This is a genomic window from Anaerotaenia torta (assembly GCF_050433395.1).
GTDB lineage: Bacteria > Bacillota > Clostridia > Lachnospirales > Lachnospiraceae > Mobilitalea > Mobilitalea torta.
Genome location: NZ_JBNPXH010000010.1, coordinates 156,843 through 181,110 on the forward strand (window position 1 = coordinate 156,843; position 24,268 = coordinate 181,110).

17 protein-coding genes and 1 pseudogene are annotated in these 24,268 nt (G+C 49.6%); 17 read left to right on the top strand and 1 reads right to left on the bottom strand.

Annotated elements, in window-relative coordinates; all coding sequences use genetic code 11:
• Positions 1–28: 28 nt before the first annotated feature.
• From HNQ56_RS16635 to HNQ56_RS16645, 3 genes are all read left to right on the top strand, one after another.
• On the top strand, positions 29–1,099 hold the full coding sequence (locus tag HNQ56_RS16635; RefSeq protein WP_429148588.1) for a galactose ABC transporter substrate-binding protein: 1,071 nt from the start codon (positions 29–31) through the stop codon (positions 1,097–1,099).
• Between the two features lie 93 nt (positions 1,100–1,192).
• Positions 1,193–1,951 carry a threonine/serine exporter family protein gene (locus HNQ56_RS16640; protein ID WP_429148590.1) on the top strand — a complete coding sequence of 253 codons (759 nt, stop codon included), beginning with the start codon at positions 1,193–1,195 and terminating at the stop codon, positions 1,949–1,951.
• Between the two features lie 51 nt (positions 1,952–2,002).
• Positions 2,003–2,467: a threonine/serine exporter family protein gene (locus tag HNQ56_RS16645; protein ID WP_429148592.1), complete on the top strand. Its 465-nt coding sequence runs from the start codon at positions 2,003–2,005 to the stop codon at positions 2,465–2,467.
• Between the two features lie 71 nt (positions 2,468–2,538).
• On the opposite strand, the gene HNQ56_RS16650 is transcribed toward HNQ56_RS16645, so the two are convergent.
• Positions 2,539–3,348 carry a helix-turn-helix transcriptional regulator gene (locus tag HNQ56_RS16650; protein WP_429148594.1) on the bottom strand — a complete coding sequence of 270 codons (810 nt, stop codon included), beginning with the start codon at positions 3,346–3,348 and terminating at the stop codon, positions 2,539–2,541.
• A gap of 172 nt (positions 3,349–3,520) precedes the next feature.
• Between HNQ56_RS16650 and arfA the strand changes: the two genes are divergently transcribed.
• The 14 genes and pseudogenes from arfA to HNQ56_RS16720 all read left to right on the top strand — a co-directional run bounded on the left by arfA (position 3,521) and on the right by HNQ56_RS16720 (position 24,244).
• Positions 3,521–5,023, top strand: coding sequence for an arabinosylfuranosidase ArfA (gene arfA / locus HNQ56_RS16655; RefSeq protein WP_429148596.1), 1,503 nt, complete (start codon positions 3,521–3,523; stop codon positions 5,021–5,023).
• A gap of 407 nt (positions 5,024–5,430) precedes the next feature.
• Complete coding sequence (locus HNQ56_RS16660) at positions 5,431–7,233, top strand: hypothetical protein (protein WP_429148598.1); 1,803 nt, start codon at positions 5,431–5,433, stop codon at positions 7,231–7,233.
• Positions 7,234–7,390: 157 nt separating this feature from the next.
• Positions 7,391–8,845: an ABC transporter permease subunit gene (locus HNQ56_RS16665; RefSeq protein WP_429148600.1), complete on the top strand. Its 1,455-nt coding sequence runs from the start codon at positions 7,391–7,393 to the stop codon at positions 8,843–8,845.
• An 11-nt stretch (positions 8,846–8,856) separates the two neighbouring features.
• Entirely contained in the window at positions 8,857–9,825 is a 969-nt protein-coding gene (locus tag HNQ56_RS16670) for a carbohydrate ABC transporter permease (protein WP_429148602.1), read from the top strand.
• A 48-nt stretch (positions 9,826–9,873) separates the two neighbouring features.
• The gene (locus tag HNQ56_RS16675; protein ID WP_429148604.1) at positions 9,874–11,640 is read left to right on the top strand and encodes a type 2 periplasmic-binding domain-containing protein; all 1,767 of its coding nucleotides are present in this window, start codon (positions 9,874–9,876) and stop codon (positions 11,638–11,640) included.
• A gap of 22 nt (positions 11,641–11,662) precedes the next feature.
• The gene (locus HNQ56_RS16680; protein WP_429148606.1) at positions 11,663–12,319 is read left to right on the top strand and encodes a YesL family protein; all 657 of its coding nucleotides are present in this window, start codon (positions 11,663–11,665) and stop codon (positions 12,317–12,319) included.
• Positions 12,309–15,119 carry a cellulase family glycosylhydrolase gene (locus HNQ56_RS16685; RefSeq protein WP_429148608.1) on the top strand — a complete coding sequence of 937 codons (2,811 nt, stop codon included), beginning with the start codon at positions 12,309–12,311 and terminating at the stop codon, positions 15,117–15,119. The genes HNQ56_RS16680 and HNQ56_RS16685 overlap by 11 nt, the downstream gene beginning before the upstream one ends.
• A gap of 218 nt (positions 15,120–15,337) precedes the next feature.
• A complete protein-coding gene (locus tag HNQ56_RS16690; protein ID WP_429148610.1) occupies positions 15,338–16,447 on the top strand; it encodes an iron-containing alcohol dehydrogenase family protein in 1,110 nt (369 codons plus the stop codon).
• Positions 16,448–16,625: 178 nt separating this feature from the next.
• Positions 16,626–17,957, top strand: a complete 1,332-nt coding sequence (gene glnA / locus HNQ56_RS16695) for a type I glutamate--ammonia ligase (protein WP_429148612.1) — start codon at positions 16,626–16,628, stop codon at positions 17,955–17,957.
• 90 nt (positions 17,958–18,047) lie between these two features.
• A complete protein-coding gene (locus HNQ56_RS16700) occupies positions 18,048–18,602 on the top strand; it encodes an ANTAR domain-containing response regulator (protein ID WP_429148614.1) in 555 nt (184 codons plus the stop codon).
• A gap of 178 nt (positions 18,603–18,780) precedes the next feature.
• Positions 18,781–19,629 carry a diaminopimelate epimerase gene (dapF, locus tag HNQ56_RS16705; protein ID WP_429148616.1) on the top strand — a complete coding sequence of 283 codons (849 nt, stop codon included), beginning with the start codon at positions 18,781–18,783 and terminating at the stop codon, positions 19,627–19,629.
• A gap of 135 nt (positions 19,630–19,764) precedes the next feature.
• The gene (locus HNQ56_RS16710; protein ID WP_429148618.1) at positions 19,765–20,979 is read left to right on the top strand and encodes an LL-diaminopimelate aminotransferase; all 1,215 of its coding nucleotides are present in this window, start codon (positions 19,765–19,767) and stop codon (positions 20,977–20,979) included.
• A 375-nt stretch (positions 20,980–21,354) separates the two neighbouring features.
• A pseudogene (locus HNQ56_RS16715) lies at positions 21,355–23,910 on the top strand (heavy metal translocating P-type ATPase).
• 70 nt (positions 23,911–23,980) lie between these two features.
• Positions 23,981–24,244, top strand: a complete 264-nt coding sequence (locus HNQ56_RS16720) for a metal-sensing transcriptional repressor (RefSeq protein WP_429148620.1) — start codon at positions 23,981–23,983, stop codon at positions 24,242–24,244.
• Positions 24,245–24,268: the final 24 nt, after the last annotated feature.

The following is a 24,268-nucleotide window of genomic DNA, read 5'->3' on the forward strand; positions in this document are numbered from 1 at the left end:
AGGCCGGAGAATCGGACCGGCATACAGTATGAATATAAAGAGGATTGCATTGCCTGCGGCTATCGCCTTTATCATTCTTTGTATCTTTGCGGTGAACTATATCAGCGGAGAGCACCGGGGCAGGGTTACTGAGGATGGGGAGCGGACCGGCATGAAGGTGGGGGTCAGCATCTATAATCAGTATGATACCTTTATTTCCAGCCTCGTGGAATATCTGAAGGAAGAGGTAAAGCGGATGGAGCAGGAGAAGGATATTACCATAACCCTGGACATCGTCAACGCGGGAGGCAGCCAGGTGTCCCAGAACTACCAGGTGGAGGAGTTCATAAAGAAAGAATATGACATACTATGCATTAACCTGGTGGACCGTACGGATGCTTCCACAGCCATTGATATGGCAATGAATGCGGATATTCCGGTGATCTTCTTCAACCGGGAGCTGGTGGAGAAGGACCTGGAACGCTGGGAGAAGCTCTTTTATGTGGGGGCGGTTGCGCTGGAATCAGGAATTATGCAGGGGAAGATTGTAGTGGATGCCTGTGAGAAGGATTTTACCGGGATCGATAAGAACGGGGACCAGGTCTTGCAGTATGTCATTCTGGAAGGAGAACCGGGGCATCAGGATGCATCCATCCGTACGGAGTATGTGATTAAGACAATCACGGAAGCAGGCATCCAGGTGGAGAAGCTGGGGGATGAGATCGCCAACTGGAACCGGGCGCAGGGGGAGACCCGGATGTCACAGTGGCTGAAGACCGACAGGGATGAGATTGAAATTGTCATTGCGAATAATGACGATATGGCTCTCGGAGCAATTGACGCCATGAAGAAGGAGAATATGGAGGAGCCTCCGGTAGTGGTTGGAATCGACGGGACCCAGGTGGGTCTTGAAGCAGTGAAGAACGGAGATATGATTGGGACGGTTCTCAATGACAGCTTCGGCCAGGCCGAAGGCATCATCGAGCTGGCCTATTCGGTGGTGTTTCATCAGGAGCTGCCGGCCTCCATTGAATTGATCAATGGGAAATATATACGCAAGCCCCATATTATTGTTACCCCGGATAATATTGAGGAAATTATGAATAGAAAAAACAGATAGCCGAAGCTTTATGCTGTATCTTTATTTCGGAGATCATTTGTGGTAAAATAGATAAGAATTTTGAAAGAAGTGCAGGGAGCGGAACGGAGAGCAATGGATTATAAGGTATTATTTAACACAGCAATGCTGGCGGGTGAGATTATGGCCCAGAGCGGAGCAGAGACCTACCGGGTGGAGGATACGATGGTGCGCATCTTAAGGACCGCGGGCCTTGCTTCGGTGGAGGTGTATGCCACTTCCACGGGCATTATTGCAACCTTGTCGGACCCTTCCATAGAAACCATCACCGGCGTGAAGCGGATTGCCAACCGATCCAATAATCTGAGCCGGATCAACGAGGTGAACCAGATATCCCGGAATATCTGTGACGAAATCATTACGGCGGCCCAGGCGCTGGAGAAGCTGGAGCAGATCCGGTCCAGCAGGCCGTATTCCAGCCTGATCATCACTCTGGCGACGGTTGTCTCCATGGGCGGCTTTGTCGGTTTGTTCGGCGGGGGATGGCTGGATTGTATTCTGGCCGGTGTCAACGGAATTCTCCTTGTGCTCATCGGGAAGGCGGCTGACCGCCGGATTGGGAGCCCTTTCATTATTGATATGGCGAAAAGCCTTGTTATTGCTTTTATAACCCTGGTATATGCCAGGTATCTCCCGGGTATTGACCGCGGCCTCATTACCATCGGCTCCATTATGCCCATGGTTCCGGGCCTTCCCATTACCAATGCCATCCGGGACACCCTCCAGGGGGATTACAGCTCAGGAACGGCACGGGCCATGGAAGCCTTTGTCATATCCCTGGGAATTGCAGTGGGAGTGGGTCTTGGTATGGGACTTTTTAATTTTATTTTTTGATTATTTTATTTCCTTGTTATTATAGAAAGAATCATAGAAAGGATATGCCCTATGCTGATACAGGGAATTAGTGCTTTTTTTGCGACGGCGGCCTTCTCCGTCCTGTTTTATCTGCCGAAGCGGTATATTATTCATGCGGGCATGACCGGTGCCCTGGGGTGGTTCATCTATCTGCTGAGCCTGGAATATATGAAGGATAAGGTGCTGGCAACCTTAACGGCTACCCTGCTGGCGGCATTGGCTTCCCACATTCTGGCCAGAATCTATAAAACCCCGGTAACCATGTTTTTGATACCGGGAGTAATTCCCTTCGTTCCCGGTGCCGGAATGTATCAGATTGTACTCAGCATCGTGGAGGGGAATGTGGGCTATACTTCCTATTATTTCTTTGAGACCCTGCAGATTGCAGGCTCCATTGCTTTGGGTATCTTCATTGTAGACACGTTCTTTCGGAGGAAGGGCAGGGGGCAGAAGCAAAGCAGTGCCATTGGGAAAGCAGGAAATCCAGGAAAGTAGAGAGCCGCAGCCGGAGATTCTGTTATTCCTTATACAATGCCATTCTTGTATACAATGTTATTGTTATAGGTTCATCCGGGTGATTTGCCGGGCAGGCTGCCCGGATGGAAATCATGGTTCATCAGCCTGTATTCCGTGGGTGTCATTCCCGCATACTGCTTAAACTGGCGCATGAAATGCTCTTCATTTTCATAACCGCACCGGGCGGCTATATCGCGGACCGTATCGCTGGTTGCCGTTAAGGAGGTCTTGGCATATTGGAGCTTGCAGGAGATGACATCGGCAATGCAGGTGGTCCCAAAGGTCTTCCGGTATAACCGCTGAAAATGGGAGGGACTGAGACTTACCTGATGGGCGAGGCGGGCTACCGTCCATTTTTCTTCGGGATGGCGGTAAATCATGGAGCGAAGGCCCAGCAGGGAATCATAATAGCCATAGGCGGCTGTATCCTCGGGCTGATAGGTTGTCAGCTCATGGAGCTTTACGAATAGCAGTCTCAGCAGCAGATCCATGGACTCCGCCCGTTTTGCATTCGTGGAGATATATTCCAGGTATAAATCCTTTAATATTCTGCCAATCTGTTTGGTAGAAGGGAGCTGCATCAAAACATCCAGAGGAAGGTTGTGAAGGTCCGGCTCCGCTTTTGCGTCGAAATGGATAAAATCATTGGTATAGTAGGAGCCGTCGGCACGGTAGATCTGAGGTGTACCCCGGTTGAATAAAATGGCGGAATTCTTCTCCGCCCGGTATTCCTTCCCCTCCAGGCAAAGGATGGCAGGGGTTCTGAAACAGAGAAAAAGATAATCTCCGGAGCCGTTTGGCCGTTGGATGGAGAAGTGGCTGCTGTGAGTATAATTTAAGCCGATGGCATGAACAATCATAGTAGGGCTCCATTCTGTGGAAAGTCGGATTCATCAGTATGAAAACATCATACATCATTGAAGATTCCGATGTCAATATGCTATAACTGATAATGAAAAGAAGATTAATTATCATGGTTACAGTTCAGAGGGTTTTAATCACTTAAAAATCAAGGAAAGGAAGAAGCGTAAATTGAAGGCAAAATTAATACTGAATAAGGATTTTAAAATCGGCAATGTGGATGAGAGAATTTATGGCTCTTTTATTGAGCATCTGGGCAGAGCGGTATATGAGGGCATCTATGAGCCGACCCACTCCACGGCGGATGATATGGGCTTCCGCAAGGATGTAATGGAGCTGGTAAGGCAATTGAAAGTGCCCATCGTGCGTTATCCCGGCGGCAACTTTGTATCCGGATACCGTTGGGAGGATGGAATCGGTGACCGGAGCAAGCGTCCCAGAAGGACCGAGCTGGCCTGGCAGACCATTGAGACCAACGAGGTGGGAATTGATGAGTTCCAGGAATGGGCGAAACGTGTGGGAACCCAGGTAATGCAGGCTGTAAATCTCGGTACCAGGGGGCCGGAGGAAGCCAAGGATTTACTGGAGTACTGTAACTTCCCGGGCGGAACCTATTACAGCGACCTGCGCCGTGCCAACGGCTTTGAGGAGCCCTTTGGCATCAAGGTATGGTGCCTGGGCAATGAGATGGACGGGCCCTGGCAGATCTGCGCCAAGACGGCGGAGGAGTATGGACGGATTGCCTGCCAGACCGCCAAGGTGATGAAGGATCTGGACCCCACCATTGAACTGGTGGCCTGCGGAAGCTCCAGCCTCAACATGCCCACCTTCGGCAAATGGGAGGCTACGGTTTTGGAGCATACCTATGACTATGTGGATTATTTATCCTTGCATAATTATTACGGCAATCAGGAGAATGACACCCCTTCCTTCCTGGCCTGCTCTCTGGATATGGATCAGTTCATCAAATCCGTTGCGGCGATCTGTGACTATGTGAAGGCAGTGAAGCATTCCGATAAGACGATCTATCTTTCCTTTGACGAATGGAATGTATGGTTCCACAGCAATGAAGCGGATCGGAAGCTGGAGAAATGGCAGATTGCACCTCCTCAGCTGGAGGATATCTATAACTTTGAGGATGCTCTGGTAGTGGGATGCCTTCTGATTACTTTACTGAAGAATTGTGACCGGGTGAAGATGGCCTGCCTGGCCCAGCTGGTGAACGTAATTGCCCCGATTATGACGGAGAAGGGCGGAGCAGCCTGGGTTCAGCCCATTTTCTATCCCTTCCTCCACGCTTCCAACTTTGGAAAGGGCGTGGCTTTGTCGCCGGTGGTAAGCTGTGACAGCTACAGCACCAAGAAGAAAAAGGAAGTTCCCTATGTAGAGACCATTGCTACCTTCGAGGAAGAAACGGGTGAGCTGACCGTATTTGCAGTAAACCGTTCCCTGGAGGAGAGCGTGGAGCTGGAGATTGCCCTTCGGGAGTTTGGAGCCATGGAGCTGGTGGAGCATATCGTACTGGAGCATGAGGATCTGAAAGCAGTCAACAGCGCCGCGACCCCGGATCATGTGAAGCCCCACAATAACGGAGTGACCAGGGTGAATGCCGCCAATGCCAATGCCACTCTGAATAAGCAGTCCTGGAATGTAATTCGTTTTAAAATAAAATAAAAAGCGCAGTAAGCAGTGCGAATATGGCTCTGCAGCAAACGGTTTTTGTGTTCTGCATACCGGAATTCCCCTAGGGGGAAACCGGTATGCAGGAGGCACGAAAGCCGTTTTTTGTCGTATAGGAAAGTTAGTCCTATACGACAAAATGCTCCGCAGGATGCGTATGCCGCACAAAATGCACAATCTGTGCGCATGGGTAGATGTTGCCTGAAGGCAACCACGCGGCAGCGCAGGAGTTCGTAAGCGGCATCTTTATTCAAATGTAAAAAAATATACGTATAAGATATAAAAAAGGAATGGTTTTTTTCTGGCAGATATTCGTATAAACTGTGAATGTAAGGTATCTACAGCACTTGACGCTTCGCATCGAAAACGATTAAGTGCATAAAAAACAGGAGGGTATATTTATGAAAAGGAAAATGAAAAAGTTATTCGTCTCTTTTCTTGCATTCGCAATGATGCTTTCTGCCCTGTCATTGAAGGCAGCGGCGGAAGAAAGCGAATACCTGATGTTCCTCGCATACGGCGGAGAATCTCAGGCAGATGCCTGGAACTTAAGCTGGGCTAACGAAGCAGACAATGCCAGCGGCATCGAAGGCATAACTGCAATGGCGAAAGTGGGGGACACAGTTACTATTGGTGTAAAACTGCCTGAGGCAGCCACCCGTACATGGTATATGGCGCCAGTCATCGTTGCAGAGGGTGTGGGCGAGCTGTCCTATACCATTGATAAGGTTACCATTGACGGCAAGGATGTCACGGATACCCTTGATCTGACTCTTGGGGAAAAGGAATACTGGTACGAGGGTACCGGTACTTATACAGAAACACAGGCCATCCGTCTCAAGGGCGGTTACAATGAGTGGGCTGACAAGTATCTGCCGGAAGCTCCCTCCGGTTGTACAGAAATCATGTACACCATAACTCTGAAGAGCCTGACGCAGGGAGAGGCAGCCGCCCCCGCTGAGACGGCAGCTGCTCCGGCCGTTCTCAGTGATGCCAGTTATCCTGCCTTTATCGCCTTCGGCGGTGACGTTGCGGAAAGCAATGCATGGGATGCGCAGTACTATGGTGACGGCAGCGGTTCCAATAAAGGTGAAGTGACGGCTGTGAACGGAGAATTGAAGAACGGCGTAACCACCACCCTGTCTCTGGAATTTCCCCAGGAAATACTTTATACCTGGTTCGTGGCACCCTGCTTCGTAGCAGAGGACTCAACTCTGATCTCTCCCGACAGCACCTTTGATGTAAAAGTGTACCTGGATGGCAAGGAGGTCGCATCAGATCTTTCGGCAGGTAAGTCCATTTGGGCTGAGGGCACGGGAGATTATACCGAGGCACAGTGCCTGCGTATCGGCGGCGGCTATAATGAATGGGGTGACAAGTATCTCGCAGAGGCGCCTAAGGCCTTCAAGAAAATCACCTTTGAGATTACACCTTCCATCTATGTCAGCGCGGCAGCGGACCAAGGACCTGTAAATGAATTTGATCCCAACGGCACTTATCACGCATATCTGGGTGTTCAGACCCCTACCTGGATCTTCCGTAATAGCTTTGACGATGCAAGCTACGGCCTGGAATCCGGCTATTATGATCAGTTGGGCTTTATTCAGGACAGCGAATGGGTCGGCCAGGGCGGTACCTTTACTGATGTGGAAATGAAAGGAAACGGCACTTATACCGTATCTCTGACCGGATATGATTTCTCCGGAAAGTTCAACGATGCCGCCATTCTTGGAGAAGAAGGACTGTTTAACTTATTGTTTATATCCACTGATCTGCCGGTGAATGAGGCGGTAGTGGTTTCTGATGTTGTGCTTAAGATGGACGGCAAGGTTATTGTTGAACAGGCCAGTCCCTATCTGGATCCGGAATCGAAACAGTTCCAGAAAATTCTTTTCGCAAATATCTGGAATAAGGCAGTTGAGGCGCTGCCCTACTATGCACCTCCTACCCAGAGCATCGAGATCAGCTTTAAGGTAAGCGGATTTGCCACGGATGCAGTGCCGGAGACCACACCGGAAGCAACACCGGAGGCCACCCCCGTAGCTACGCCGGAGGTAACACCGGAAGTGACACCGGAGGCGGTAGAGACGCTGGCTCCTGCGGAATCAGGGCCTAATACCGCGGTAATCATCATTATCATCGTAGTGGTGGTGGCTGCAGCTGCAGCGGCAGGCATTGTTGTTGCGAAAAAGAAGAAAAAATAAGAGCTCACAAAGGGTGAACTGGCCCCTGTCAAGTAGACAGGGGTCAGTTCAGAGAGAGGAGCAGAGTTCTTACTCTGTTCCTTTTCCGTAGAGAACAGCGGGCGTCTTACAGAAATAAACGAAATGCGGTTACCCGTGGATTTTTGGGAGGTAGAGAATGAATGGAAGTAATTCAGCAAGGGAAAGAATAGCAGGATATCTTTATTATGCGGTGCGAATCGGTGCGCTGCTTTCCGTAGTAATGATGTTCTTTCCAGGTATTAATCCGGCAAAAATATGTGAGTATGTCAACAGGAACATGTCTTTGTTTACCTCAGGCATATCCTATTCCGGACTGACCAGTCAGACGATTCGTGCATTTAATCAGGGATGGCTTCAGGAGAGCTCCTTTGTACTGCTTTTCCTGTCGTCCGCAGTAACATGCCTGGGAATTGCGATAGTGGCAGCCATGGCCTGCATGTCCATCGGAAGTCTGAAATTAAAGAGGCTGGGCAGCTGGTTCGGTATCGGGGGGACTGTGGTGCAGATGGCAGGACTGTTCGGTATCTATCTGGCATATACTCAGGTGGCAGCTACCAGCAGGCCGGAGAAGGTAATTCCTTCCCTTCCCTTGAAAAATTGGCTCTTTTTCTTTGTAATAGCAGTTTTGATCCTTATTGTATCCCTGGTTGTTCAGGTTCTTCTGCCGAAGCCGGCGGCGGAGGCAAAATACGAAATAGAATCCAAGTATAAGCTGTTTTTAATGTTTCTGCCCTTTGCGGCACTGGCTTTTGTATTTGGCTACCTGCCCCTTTATGGATGGCGGTATGCCTTTTATGATTATGTTTCCGGTGGTACCTTGTCGGCAGATAATTTTGTAGGCTTTCGATGGTTTACCATGCTGTTCGAGAATGAAGCCACCCGCAATGATGTCATAAGGGTACTTCGCAATACCCTGGCCATGAGCGGTCTGGGGATTGCCACCAGCTGGTGTGCCATGGCATTTGCCATCTTTCTGTCGGAGATTAAGAACAATGCGGTCCGAAGATTTGTACAGACCTTTACGACGATTCCCAACTTCATAAGCTGGGTTCTGGTCTATGCCATTGCCCTTGCTATCTTTGCATCCGACGGATTTATCAGCAGCATTTTCATGAATGCGGGAGTATGGACGGAAGGAAGGAACATGCTGATGGGCTCCGGCCATATCTGGCTGAAGATGCTGGCCTGGGGAATGTGGAAGGGCATCGGCTGGAGTGCGATTATCTATATCGCCGGCATCTCCGGAATTGACCAGCAGCTTTATGAGGCGGCTATTGTGGACGGTGCGGGCCGTTTTCAGAAGATGTGGCATATTACCGTGCCCGGACTGATTCCTACCTATATGGTATTGCTCCTGATGTCGGTGGCAGGTATTTTGAGCAACGGCATGGATCAGTATCTGGTGTTTGAGAATGCTACCAATACCGATATGATCACGGTTCTGGATTTGTATGTTTATAAATCAGGTATCAAGGACGGAGCCATATCCCTGTCCACTATGGTAGGTATGGTGAAATCATTGGTCAGTGTGGCGCTCTTATTCAGCGCTAACGGAATATCCAAGCTGGTCCGCGGCGAAAGTATTATGTAGGAGGTATCGGAATGGCAAAATCAGCACGGGAAAGAAACAATGAGAAGGAAGAAAAGCGGTATGAAAAGAAGCGGAGGCGGATGTATAAGCTGAAGCCGGGGGATGTGGTATTCCATATAATAAACCACTCCTTCTTTATCATATTTACCATAAGCTGTATCTTTCCTTTCTATTATTTATTTATCAATACGATTTCCTCCAATGATCTGGTAGGAAAGGGAATGATCAACTTCATACCGAGAGGGCTGAATGTGGATAACTATGTAAATCTGCTGAAAGCAAGCGAGGTGGGCCGGGCTTTTTTCGTCTCCATTTCCAGAACCCTGATCGGTACGGTTCTTATGGTGGTGGCCTCCGCCTTTGTGGGATATCTGGTCACCAAACAGCAGATGTGGAAGAGGAAATTCTGGTATCGGTTTTTGGTAATCACCATGTATTTCAATGCGGGAATGATTCCCTGGTATCTGAATATGTCCATGCTGGGACTGACCAATAATTTTATGGCATATATCATTCCCGGCATTGTGGCTCCTTATAATATTATTCTGGTGAAGACCTATATCGAATCCATTCCGGCAGAGCTGGAAGAGAGCGCATTCATGGATGGGGCGGGCTATATCACCATTTTCAAGAGTATCATATGGCCGCTGTGTAAACCCATCTTGGCCACTATCGCCATCTTTGGTGCGGTGGGGCACTGGAACTCCTTTACGGATTCCCTGATTCTGATGCAGAATTCACCGCATTTATATACTCTGCAGCACCGGCTTTACCTGTATCTGACCACCAGCTCCAATATAGGAGCCTTGCTGAACGGTGCAGGATCGGCGATTACAGAAGGCATTGTACAGAGCGCCCTGAATTCCAAGGTAATTAAATATACCATTTCCATGGTATCCATCATCCCCATACTGATGATCTATCCGTTTATGCAGAGGTATTTTGAAAAGGGGATTATGCTGGGCGCTGTTAAGGGCTGATTATGGTATCAATATGAACTCATGAAATAAAGGAGGATATGGAATAATATGAAAAAAAGAATAAGATTATTGGCATTGGTTCTGGCAGTAATGATGGCCGTTACCAGTCTGACTGCCTGCGGGACAACCAAAAAGCCCGATGAAAAGCCCGGTGATAACCCAAAAGGAACCGAAGCTCCCGAAAAGCAGAGGGAGGAGATCACCCTCACGGTCTATAGTCAACTGGCGAACTTCTCCGGTGAGATGCAGGGCTGGTTTGGCAAAATATTAAAAGACAAATTCAATGTAAAGATTAATCTCGTTCCCGACAGCGATGGAGTATATGAGACCCGGATGGAAGCACAAGATCTAGGTGACATCATCGTGTGGGGAGCAGATGGCAAGAAGTATATGCAGGCTGTGGAAGCAGGACTTCTGTATGACTGGGAGGAAGATAACCTGGTGCAGGAATACGGCCCCTACATCTGGGAGCATATGCAGGATGCCCTGGAAAAGAATAAATTCGTGTCCGCGCCGAAGAATGAAGCAGGCGAGCTGATCGGCGAGGCGGATACGATCTATGGCTTTGGACACAATGTGGCCTCCAGCAGTGAGAACCATGATGCCTTCTTCTATACCTGGGATATCCGCTGGGATCTGTACCAGCAGCTGGGCAAGCCCAAGGTGGATAACCTGGAGGATTTGATGAAGGTATTGGAGCAGATGAAAGCCATCTGTCCTGTTGATGATAACGGAAAGCCTACCTATGCCATGTCTCTGTGGCCGGACTGGGACGGCAATTATGTCATGTATGTAAAGGCTCTGGCTACGGCATATTACGGCTATGATGAAATGGGCTTCGGCCACTACAATGTAACCAACGGTGAATATTATGAGGCTCTGGCTCCCGGCAGCCCCTATCTGGAAATGCTGGAGTGGTTCAACAAGCTGTACCAAAAGGGTCTGCTGGATCCGGACTCCATGACACAGACCTATGATGAAATGATTGCAAAGGTGCAGAACGGAGGCATCTTCTTCTCCATCTTCAACTATGCGGGTTCCATGGCATACAATAAGGAAGAGCATTACGGCCAGAATAAAATGATGCTGAGCCTGAAGCCCGCCCAGGCTACCCCCATCGTAGCAGGCTTAAGCACCCTGGGCGGTAACCGGGTGTGGTCCATCTGCTCCAAGACCCAGTACCCCGAGCTCTGCATGGAGATCATTAACTGGCTGTGCACACCGGAGGGAAGACTGACGGTGGATTACGGTCCCAAGGGGCTTTGCTGGGATTACAATGAAGAGGGAAAGACCTATTTCACGGACTTCGGTCTGAAATGCAAGGAAGACAGAACCGTGCTGATGCCGGAGGAATGGGGCGGACTTTCCTTTAATGACGGAGCGTTCCAGATCAATAACACCACCTGGACGACCTCGGATATCAATCCGGAATCGGGCGAACGGTATAACAGCGATTTCTGGGCAAGCACCCAGGTGCCGGAAGGCCGCTGTGATACGGAGAGGGACTGGAGACAGACCACAGGCAGCAAGACGGTGGATGAGTATATGAGCAAGGGAAGCTATGTGGTGGATATCCCCACCAGCTATTCGGAAAGCGCAAGGGATGCAGCCTTTGAAGCTACCTGGCAGCAGGTTGCCACCTGTCTGAAGGATTACTCCTGGAGGGCCATTTACGCGAAGGATGATGCGGAATTCAATGCGGCTGTCAACGAGATGCGCGGAAAAGCAAAATCCTATGGCTATGATAAATGTATCAAGTGGTGTGAGAATGAGGCGGCGCTTAGGAACGCTCTGCAGGCTCCTTTAAGAAAATAATACGGAAAGGCAGGTTAGCCCTATGAAGATGTTCGGCACAGACAGTACCCTTTACAAATTTTTATCCAGGCTGTGGGATATGATAAAGCTTAATTTCCTGTGGCTGTTATTCTCTCTGCCCGTGATCACCATAGGGGCGGCCACGGTAGCGGCCTATACGGTGACGCTGAAGATGGTGGATGATACGGAAGGATATGTGGGAAGGGAGTTCATCCGGGCTTTTCGGAAAAACTGGAAACAGGGGATTCCCTTGGGGCTGGCCTGCCTGTTTTGTTCCTATATCGTATATCTGGATTTTGAGTTATTTAATAAGATAGAAAATAATCCGATTCTATTGCTTATCTTTGGCATGATAGCGGCTTTTGTGTTTGGGATCGCATTTCTCTATGCCTTTCCTTTAAGCGCAAGATATGAGAATACCTTTTTCAGAACCTTGAAAAATTCCGTGGACATTTCCGTGAGGTATTTCGTGAGGACTATTTTCCTGGTGATTTTATTGGCGCTGGAAGGCATGTTATTCCTGTTTAACTCCACGACGATCTTTTTGGGAATTCTAATAGGGCCTGCCTGTTTCATGCTGACGGTGAGCGGCTTTGCCCTGTATTTCTTCCAGGAGATTGAAAAAGAACCCGGAGCCGTGAAGAAGGAGACAAAAGGGGGACCCGAAGTTGAAAAATAAGAACATTGGAATAAAGCTATTGGCCTGCATCATGGTTCTGGTGCTGGCAATATCGTCTTTCGAGGGGAACGTATCGGCCAGGCGGGCGCTGGCGGCAGAAAACACCCAGACAGTGAGTGCCCGGATGCCTTTTAGGGAACTGAGCGCCAGGGAGATTGTCGCGGAGATGGGAACCGGCTGGAACCTGGGGAACACCATGGACGGACATACGGGCTTTACTCCCGGTGAAACCGTATGGCAGAATGTGGAGACCTCCCAGGGCTTGCTGAAGGCTCTTCACGATATGGGTTTCAATACCATAAGGGTACCTGTGACCTGGGGAACGATGATTGACGATACCAATGCGTATGCCATTGATGAAAAATGGATGAGCCGGGTACAGGATATCGTGGATTATGCGGTGAATCTCAACATGTATGTGATAATAAACATCCATCATGACGGAGCGGAGCAGATGGGCTGGCTCAGGGTCAGCGCCGAGAATCTGGGGCCTGTAAAAGAAAAATTTGCAGGAGTATGGAAAAGAATTGCGGAACGCTTTAAAGACTACGATGAGCATGTGATTTTTGAATCCATGAATGAGGTGACGGGAGAAGGCAGCAATGTTGCCAGGGACACGGCGGTTATTAATGAGCTCAACCGGATTTTCGTGGATACGGTCCGCAAAACCGGCTCTAACAATGCTCTCCGGTGGCTGTCCGTACCCGGGAGATACACCAATATCGCCAATACCACCAACCCGGAGATGGGGTTTGTACTGCCGGAGGATACGGTGAAGGACCGGCTGTTTGTCTCCGTGCATTACTATGACTGGCATTTCGGACTGCTGGAAACCACCCAGCAGACTAACTTCAGCTATGATGCAGCCAAGGCTCTGCAGGCGGAGTTTCAGAAATTAGAGACCGTCTTTACCTCTAAGGGGATTCCGGTCATTCTGGGGGAATACGGTGCCATTAATAAGCAAAATACTCAGAGCCGGGCCTATCATATGGAAATTGTCAACCGGGTCTGCCAGCAGATCGGCATCGTTCCCTGTTATTGGGATCAGGGCTGGTATGATCTGACGATGAATCCGGATTTCAGCTTTACTTTGGTGGACCGGAAGACTTATGAACCGATTTATCCGGAGATTATTAATGCCATTATGCGGGGAATGTTTCTGCCGGGGAAGGAGGATCTGTCGGATATCGTTTTGGATACCCGGGTTACTCCCATTACGGAGCTGGGGACTCAGGAAGGAACCTGCCGGTTAAGGATTGGGGAGGCTGCTGACCTATCCCTTGGGCAAACGGTGGATAAAGCGGCGGGCAATGATGTGATCCTGTGGAAAAGTGCAGATGAAACCGTAGCTTGTGTGGAACCGGACGGAGGGAATTTAAAGGAATGGAAAGCAAGGGTACATGGGACGGGAATCGGCAATACGGTGATTACCGCATATGCCCAGAGCGGAAAAGCGGTTCTGGACATACCGGTGGAAGTAAGAGCAGCGAAAGCAGAAAACCCCTGTACCGGGATTCATGCGGAAAAGGAAAGCTATAGCCTGAACAGCGAACAGTCTGTTTATCTGAATGCTGCTATGACCCCTGCGGGTACCGATGCATTTCTTACCTATCGTTCTTCGGATACGGAAGTGCTGACGGTGTCTAAAATCGGGAAGATAGTGGCTAAGAACCCCGGAAGAGCTTATGTGATTATAACTTCCTCCGATGGATTCACGAAGGCCGTTCCCGTTACAGTGGAAGAGGCGGAAGCCAAGGCGGAGATAGCGCTGTCCCTGAACGTGTATTTTAATGACAGCGAGCATAATTACTTCAGCAATGAGACCGGTGAAGCGATTACGGTCAGCGGGGAAGGGCAGTATACTCTTGCTTTTGACACAGGGAAGGATTTATCTAAGGCGGCGCAGGATGCGGGAGTGACAGGGCTGTCCAATCTGACTGCTATTTATATTAAGGATGACAGTGTGATCAAGGGTGCGGCCAAAAAATCTCCGTTGGTCTCCTGTGATATCCGGTATGACCGCATTACGGTGGACGGAATGGAACAGAAGCTTCTTATGACACAGCCCAAATCCGCTTTGAAGGCATCCGGGATTTTTGATACCAACGACCCCATTAACTCCTGGGACGGATCTGTAATTGAGGGAGTGACGGTAGACAATCATGTGCTGAATTTTATTGGAATGGATGATCCCCGGCATGTGGAGGTAACCTTTACCTTGGGCAATATGGTGTTTGAGGAAGGGGTACAAGGAATTCAAGAGCCGGAAGCAAAGTCCATAGAAGCGGTGGGAGAACAGATGGTTACTGCTGAAAATAAGGCTCCCGCACAGCTGACGGTAAAGGTAGATCCGTTAGGGAGCGGTAAGGTCGTATTTGTATCTTCCGATGCATCGGTGGTTTCTGTAGATAACAGGGGAATTGCAATCGGAGGGGACCAGACTGCTTCCGTTACCGTATATGCCCATGCAGACGGAGAAGCGGAAGTGATCGCATATACGGACAATGGTCTGAAGGCTGTCTTTACCGTAAAGGCAGAGGTCCCCCAGGAAGCGGCTGATGAGCCCCGGGGAACAGTGGATCGTTCCCTGGAGGCAGGAGATGCGTCCCAGCCGGCGGTGGATGAGAGCTCACAGAAGGAAGCTGTGGAAGCAAGCACAGCTGACAAGGAACCGGCAGGAGAGAAGAAGACACTTAATCCTGTGCTTCTGATTGTTGGGATTGCTGCATTGGCGGCATTGGTATTTGCAATAACATGGAAGATTGCGGGCGGTGTACAGCCCCCAAATGAAAAGGAATAAACAAAGGCTGAGATATAAGAAGGAAAAGAAGTATTTGTGCGGAAGTCTGTGATGCATGAGGCTTCTTTTCTTTTTTATATGCGCCGGCCGCAATGTTGTGTCCCTCTAACATTACAGTTGACAGCGATAGGATTGTAAGTATAATTAAATCATAATTGCTTGGATGAAACTGGATTTTCCGGAAGGATGTGAGATTTAAGATGAATTTTCAATTTTTTATGCCAACCAAAGTAATCATGTCAGAAAGGGGAATAATAAATAACTCGGCGCTGCTGAAGGAATTCGGAACAAAAGCGTTGATTATTACCGGGTCTGCTTCGGCAAAGCTGTGCGGAGCCCTGCCGGAAGCAGGGCAGGCGCTGGAGGCGCAGGGAATTGCTTATGATGTTTATGACCGGATTAAGACCAATCCCACTGTGGCCAGCGTATATGAAGGCGCTTCCTATGCAAGGGAGTCAGGAGCGCAATTTCTGATCGCCATCGGTGGCGGCTCCGTAATGGATGCGGCAAAGGCGATTGCCCTTCTGGCGGAACAGGAGCTCGGGGAGGAGGAGCTGTTCTCCGGGACCTACGGCCGGAAGGCCCTGCCGACGGTGATGCTTCCTACTACAGCCGGAACAGGGGCAGAGGTCACACCCTATGCCATCCTGACCAACGATAAGCGGCAGACCAAAACCAGTATCTCTTCTCCCATATTATTTCCCAGGATTGCTTTTCTGGATGCCAGATATACAAGAAGCCTGCCCATGGATATTACAATTAATACGGCCCTGGATGCCCTGTCCCATGCCATAGAGGGAATGCTTACCGTAAGGGCGACATTTGTCAGCAATTCTATTGCTGTAGAAAGTATCGCAAGAATTTCTCCATGCCTTCGCAGCCTGTCACCGGGCAGGGCGCTGAGTGAGACAGGCCATCTTTCCATGGATATACGGGAGAAGTTTCTCTTTGGCTCCATGCTGGCGGGAGTGGTCATAACCCATACGGGTACCACAGCGGTTCATTCCATGGGCTACGGTTTGACTTATTTTAAAAATGTGGATCACGGCAGGGCCAATGGACTGCTTCTGCCCAGCTATCTGCGCTTTGTGGCGAAACAGGAGCCGGAAGCGGTGAAGAGGATTCTGACCGCCATGGGAGTGGATACCATGGACGAGCTGGAAGCGATTTTCTTAAGACTTCTGGGCGAGCGGGAGAAGATCGCGGCAAAGGAGCTGGAGCGCTATGCCGCTATTGCGATCCAGGCGAAGAACGTGGCGAACTCCATTGTCGCCCCCAGCAGGGAGGACATGGAAAATATTTATGCAAGGAGCCTGCAGATACTATAACAAAAATATAATAAAAGTAGGAATGCCGGAAAATAATATATTGACAAAACAGTAATTCTGTTGTTATCATCATAGGTAATATGGGCAAGGGTGTTCCGTAAAGAGGATACCCAGCCCTTTTTGTTTCATGGGAAGGTTTATGGCAGCTTATTATATCAAGTAAGGAGTAGTGATGAAAATGAAGAAGTATACGCGGGAAGATATTATCAGAATGGTAGAAGAGGATGATGTGGAATTTATCCGCCTGCAATTCACGGATATGTTCGGCAATCTGAAAAATGTTGCGATTACTGCGAACCAGCTGGAAATGGCACTGGATAATAAGTGTATGTTTGACGGTTCTTCCATCGAGGGCTTCGTGCGTATCGAGGAATCGGACATGTATCTGCATCCGGATCCGGATACCTATGTCACATTTCCCTGGAGACCGCAGCAGGGCCGGGTGGCCCGCCTGATCTGCGATGTATACCGGGTGGACGGCAGCCCCTTTGAGGGAGATCCGAGATACATCTTACGCAGAACCCTGGCGGAGGCAAAGGAGCTGGGCTATACCTTTGATGTGGGGCCGGAACTGGAGTTCTTCCTGTTCCATCTGGAGGAGAACGGCGAACCTACTACCTTGACTCATGAGAGAGCGGGGTATTTTGATGTGGGACCGCTGGATTTTGGGGAAAATGCACGGCGTGATATGGTTCTGACCATGGAAGAAATGGGCCTGAGAGTGGAGGCTTCCCACCATGAGATTGCGCCGGCACAGCATGAAATTGATATTAAATATGATGATGCCCTGGCCACAGCAGATAATATTATGACCTTTAAGCTGGTGGCCCGTACCATAGCCAAGCGTCACGGCCTGCATGCAACCTTTATGCCAAAGCCCAAGTATGGGGTGGATGGTTCCGGCATGCATGTGAATATGTCCCTTAAGAAGGACGGGAAGAATATCTTTGACGATCCTTCTGATCCGCTGGGACTCAGTAAGGAGGCCTATCATTTTATTGCAGGTATTATGGAGCATATCGAAGGTATCACCGCAATTACCAATCCGCTGGTGAATTCCTATAAGAGACTGGTGCCCAACTATGAGGCTCCGGCCTATATTGCCTGGTCCGTATCCAACCGCAGCCCGTTGATCCGCATTCCGGCCAACCGGGGAGTCTCTGCCCGTCTGGAGCTTCGCAATCCGGATCCGTCAGCAAATCCCTATCTGACATTGGCGGTATGTCTGGCGGCAGGTCTGGACGGGATCCGGAGACAACTGGCCCCTCCGGAGAGTGTTGACTGCAATATCTTTGATATGCCGGAGAAGGACAGAAAGGCTCAGGGAATCCGGCATTTGCCGGCAGATCTGTGTGAGGCAGTCGCGGAGATGGAGAAAAGTGATTTCATCAAGTCGGTGCTGGGAGAACATATCAGCAGGAAATATATTGAGGCGAAGAAGGTAGAATGGGAGGAATACCGGTTCCAGGTTACCCAGTGGGAACTGGACCAGTATTTATACCGGATATAGCAGTTACTCCGTCTTAGACTAATTAGAGCTTCCGGGGGCTGTATCAGGGCCCGGAAGGTATTCATCAGGGGAGAACGGAGGTGAACAGATGTGTTTAGCATAATTGTAGGATTTCCCAAGCTGGAGGATGCCAATAATATTAAGAATCTGCTGAGCAGAGGCGGGTATCAGGCGGAAGCCTGTACCACAGGCTCCCAGATCGTCAGCCGTGCCAATGATTTGGATGAAGGGATCGTGATCTGCGGATACCGGTTTTCCGATATGCATTTCAGCGAGCTTGACAGCTATCTTCCCAAGGGATTTGAGATGCTGCTGATTGCCTCACCGGAGAAGCTGGAATATTGTCAGGATAATAATATCGTCTGTTTGCCGATGCCGGTCAGATCCCATGATCTGCTGAATACGATTCAGATGATGTCATACCGGTATCAGCGGAGGATGAAGAAGGAAAGGGAAGAAAGGCAGCCGAAGGAGAGGTCACAGGAGGAAAAGGAAGTCATTCAGAGGGCGAAGCTGGTACTGATGCACCGGAATCACATGACGGAGGAGGAGGCTCACCGGTATTTGCAAAAGCATAGTATGGACAGCGGTACGAAGCTGGTAGAAATGGCGGAGATGGTGCTGAAGATGTTCACTGAGGAGTGAGTTTGAAGGGCAAGTGTATAAGAATGTGAATAGTGCCTTCTAATGCTAATATCGTGTCCTGCTGTGCCGGATATCTTTACCCAGAGGAGAATGTTTGCTATAATGTCCAAGATGAGCAGTCCTTGAGTTCCTAATCTGCGGATTGCGCATTCTATTAGGGGAAAGGTTGGTAATTACGATGAAGTTTACAAAAATGCATGGCTGCGGCAATGATTATATTTATGTGGATTGTACCACACGGGACAAGACCCCTCTGCTTGAGGAAGATATTCCGGAGATAGCAGTGAAAATCAGTGACAGGCATTTTGGCATCGGTTCGGATGGTCTGATTTTGATCCGGCCTTCTGATACCGCGGATTTTATGATGGATATGTATAATAGCGACGGCTCCAGAGGAAAGATGTGCGGCAATGGCATCCGCTGTGTGGCAAAATATGTGTATGACTATGGTCTGACGGATAAAACACAGCTTCGGATTGAGACTCTGAGCGGCATTAAGGAGCTGAAGCTGACAGTAGAAGACGGCAAGGTAACCTGGGTTACTGTGGACATGGGGGCGCCTGTCATGGAACCGGCCTTAATCCCGGTGATTTCGGATAAGAAGAGCCTGCTTCGGGAACCGGTAGTGATGGATGGGAAGAGATATGAGCTAACCTGTGTCTCCATGGGGAATCCCCATGCGGTCATATTTGTGGAGGATACCGCTTCCCTGCTTCTCGAGGCGGTCGGACCGAAGTTCGAGAAGCATGAGATGTTTCCGGAACGGGTCAACACGGAGTTTGTTCAGGTGCTGGACCGCAGCCATATCAGAATGCGCGTGTGGGAACGAGGGTCCGGTGAGACCCTGGCCTGCGGAACCGGAGCCTGCGCCAGTGTGGCAGCCTGCATTCTGAACGGTCTGACAGAGAACGAGGTTACCGTCAGCTTACTGGGCGGGGAGCTGAAGATCCGATATGATGAAAAGCAAAACACCGTATTTATGACGGGTCCGGCAGTGACGGTTTTTGAAGGTGAGATAAAACTATAGTATAAAATAGAATTTATGCTTGTATCATTTTACATTATAGGTTATAAATAGAATAAAGTTTACTGGAGCATCATTCGCTGTGAGGTGTATATGGCTGCTGGAAAATGATGCTCCGATGGAAAGGTTGGTTACGATATGTTTAAGATTAACGAGAACTATTTGAAGCTGCCGGGAAGCTATCTGTTTTCCACCATAGGCAGGAAGGTCCGGGAATACAATGAGGCACATCCGAACAGCAAAATTATCCGCCTGGGAATCGGTGATGTAACCCTTCCTCTGGCTCCGGCGGTAATCAGCGCCCTTCATACCGCTGTGGAGCATATGGGAAACAAAGAGACCTTTAAGGGATACGCACCGGATCTGGGATATGAATTCCTGCGTAAGACCATTGCGGAGAAGGATTATCAAAGCCGGGGAGTATCCATTGCCATAGATGAGATCTTTATCAGCGACGGAGCCAAGAGTGATTCCGGCAATATTCAGGAGATCTTTGGTGAGAATAACAGAATAGCCGTATGTGATCCGGTGTATCCGGTCTATGTGGATTCCAATGTTATGGCGGGGAGAACCGGTGAGTATCTGGCAGACAGCGGAAGATGGTCGAATGTCATCTATATGCCCTGCACGAAGGAGAATCAGTTTGCTCCGGAGCTGCCGAAGGAAACACCGGACATGATATATTTGTGTTTCCCCAATAATCCCACGGGTTCCACCATTACAAAGGACGGGTTACAGGAGTGGGTAGATTATGCCAATCGTGCCGGAGCCGTGATTATCTATGACGCGGCTTATGAGGCATATATTTCCGAGGATGATGTTCCCCATACCATCTATGAATGTGAGGGGGCGAAGACCTGTGCCATTGAGCTTCGCAGCTTTTCCAAGAATGCAGGCTTTACCGGAACCAGACTGGGCTTCACTATTGTTCCCAAGGAACTGAAATGCGGAGAAGTATCCTTAAACAGCCTGTGGGCCAGAAGACATGGCACCAAGTTCAACGGTGCTCCCTATATCACCCAGTTTGCCGGTGCCGCCGTATATTCCGAGGAGGGCCGGAAGCAGACCATGGAGCAGATCGCTTACTATATGAATAATGCAAAGGTGATCCGGGAAGGGCTGCAGTCGGCGGGCTATACCGTATCCGGCGGAGTCAATGCTCCCTACATCTGGATGGAGGTGCCCCAAGGAATGACCTCCTGGGATTTCTTTGACTATCTTCTGGAGAAGGCCAATGTGGTGGGTACTCCAGGAGCGGGCTTCGGCCCCAGCGGAGAAGGGTATTTCCGCTTGACGGCTTTCGGAACTTATGAAAATACCTTAGAAGCAATTGAGAGAATCAAAAAGCTGTAAAGGAAACGAATTGATCTATGATGAGATCGCAGAGATAGAAACCGGGACGGACAGGGTATCATGATCGATATTTTGTTCGTCCCGGTTATTTATATCATACCTTTTTAACTCAAAAACGCTTGCTTCCAATACCAGGAGAAGTCGGTCCTCATTAATAATCAAAAAGCTCATAGGGATAGAAAAATTCATAAAAGAATACGATACTTCCAAGTCTTAAAGATAACAGATGTTAGATTGGAGAATATCAAAAAAAATTCAGGCAAAGCTAGTAGAATAAAATTTTAAGTATTGACAGATTAGAAAAAACAATTTAATATAGGTATATACCCCCCGGGGGTGGGGTAGTTAATATAAATTGCAAAGGAGTGTGTTAGAATGGATCAGAAGTTTAGTGTTACGGGTATGACCTGCTCGGCCTGTTCGGCTGCCGTAGAGCGCAGCGTGCGCAAGCTGGAGGGAGTCCGGTCCGTGAACGTGAATCTTCTTTCGAACAGCATGAGTGTAGAGTATGATGAAGCTCTGCTGAATAAGGATACTATTATAAGCGCCGTGGAAACGGCGGGATATGGCGCTTCCGATTTTGTACGGGAACGTGCAGCAGCGGATAAGCTTGCCAAGGTGGACACCGTGGAGCAGGAACAGAAGGAAATGAAGAAGCGGATTATTGTATCCTTCGCGTTTCTGATACCGCTTTTATATCTGGCGATGGGGCATATGTTTCATTTCCCTCTTCCCATGGCCGTCATGGGAACGGAGAATGCTATCACCTTTGCCTTCTCCCAGCTATTGTTGACGGTGCCGATTCTATATGTGAACCGTAAATACTACCAGGTGGGCTTTAAGACCCTGCTGCACCGGAATCCGAATATGGATTCCCTCATTGCTATCGGATCTGCAGCCGCCGTATTCTACGGTGTGTTTGCAATCTACCGGATCGGCTACGGGTTGGGACATAACAATCTGGAGATGGTGAAGCATTACACCCATGATCTGTATTTTGAATCTGCGGGAACCATATTAGCCCTTATTACTCTGGGGAAATTCCTGGAGGCAAGATCCAAGGGCAAGACCTCCGAGGCCATTGCGAAGCTGGTGAACCTGGCGCCGAAGACCGCCAATGTCATCCGGGACGGCGTCGAGCAGGAGATCCCGGTGGAGGACGTGGTAATCGGAGACATTCTGGCAGTGAGGCCCGGCCAGAGCATACCCGTGGACGGTGTTATTGTGGAGGGAAGCTCCTCAGTGGATCAGGCCGCTCTGACCGGCGAGAGCATTCCGGTGGAAAAGCAGGCCGGTGATAAGGTAATTGCCGCCACCATTAATAAAACCGGATATTTTACCATGCGTGCCGATAAGGTGGGCGATGATACCACTCTGGCGCAGATCATCCGGCTGGTGGAGGAAGCAAGCTCTTCCAAGGCTCCCATCTCGAAGCTGGCGGACCGGATCAGCAGTGTGTTTGTCCCTGTGGTTATAGTGATAGCCCTGGTGGCTTCCATTGTCTGGCTGCTGCTGGGATATGATTTCGAATTTGCTCTTTCCATCGGAATAGCCGTACTGGTAATCTCCTGCCCCTGTGCTTTGGGCCTGGCTACCCCGGTAGCTATTATGGTGGGAACGGGAAAGGCCGCCCAGAACGGGATTTTGTTTAAGTCGGCAGAGGCATTGGAGGTGCTGCACCAGGTTAAAACCATTGTTCTGGATAAGACAGGGACCATTACAGAAGGAAAGCCCAAGGTGACCGATATCATTACGGTGCCGGGAGTCACAGAGACACAGCTGCTGCGGATTGCCGCCTCCATAGAGAAGCCCTCGGAGCACCCGCTGTCGGAGGCTATCGTGGAGAGGGCAGGGGAGCTGGGCTTGAGTCAGGAGGATGTGAAGGAGTTCCAGGCGGTCTCCGGCAGGGGGATTCTTGCACGGCTTGCCGACGGGCAGCAATACATTGCCGGTAATGAAAGGTTAATGGAGGAGCAGGGAATCAATCTCGGGGAATACTCCAGCAAAGCCGAGGCCTTTGCAGAGGCGGGCAAGACGTCGTTGTATTTTGCGGACAGTGCCAGACTGATGGGCGTGATAGCGGTTGCGGATGTGGTTAAGCCCACGAGTCCCCAGGCAATCCGTTCGTTTCAGAATATGGGTATTGACGTAGTGATGCTGACGGGTGATAATAAGAAGACAGCTATGGCGATCCAGAGGGAGCTGTCCATTGACCGGGTGGTGGCAGAGGTGCTTCCCCAGGATAAGGAAAGCGAGATCCGCAGAATTCAGGAGAAGGGGCGGAAGACAGCCATGATCGGGGATGGTATTAATGATGCTCCGGCGCTGGCCAGAGCGGATGTGGGAATTGCAATCGGAGCCGGCACCGATGTGGCCATCGAGTCGGCGGACGTGGTGCTGATGAAGAGTAATCTGCAGGATGTGGTTACGGCGATTCAATTGAGCCGGGCGACACTTAAGAATATTAAAGAGAATCTGTTCTGGGCCTTCTTTTATAATACATTGGGAATACCGCTGGCAGCAGGTGTATTCTACCTGGCTCTGGAATGGAAGCTGAATCCGATGTTCGGTGCGGCAGCCATGAGCTTTAGTTCGGTGTTTGTAGTAAGCAATGCATTGAGACTGAGATTTTTTAAACCGAAAAATTAGGCGGCAGTATGGAGCAAGTCAATAAAATATAATATAAAAAAGGAGTAAGTGATTATGAAGAAGATTATTGAAATTAACGGAATGTCCTGCGGACATTGCCAGGCCAGAGTAGAGAATGCGCTCAATGCCCTTGACGGAGCGCAGGCAAAGGTGGAGCTGAAGAAGAACAGGGCGGTGGTTACCCTGGAGAAGGAAATTAGCGATGAAGTACTCCGCAATGCAGTAACGGAAGCGGGATATGAGGTAGTGGGTATCTCAGAGAAAAAAGGACTTTTCTCGTAATGCTTAATTTTTACACGGCAAATTTGTGCTGCCGCCCACATTCGCGGGTTGCGGCAGGATGGAGAATATTATGAGAGCAGATAGAGAGAAGGTTGTCCGCCTGCTGAAAACAGCCAGAGGGCAGATTGACGGCATTCTGAATATGATTGAAGAGAATCGGTACTGTATTGACATTTCGAATCAGCTGATTGCCACGGAAGCAATTCTGAACAAGGTCAACCGGGAGGTGCTTCACGGGCACATTGACATGTGTCTGAAGGAGGCGGTCCAGGAGGGAAATGTCGACGAGAAGCTGGATGAAATCCGCAGCATCATTGATAAACTCACAAAATAAAACGGCGGACATCATGGTATGGAC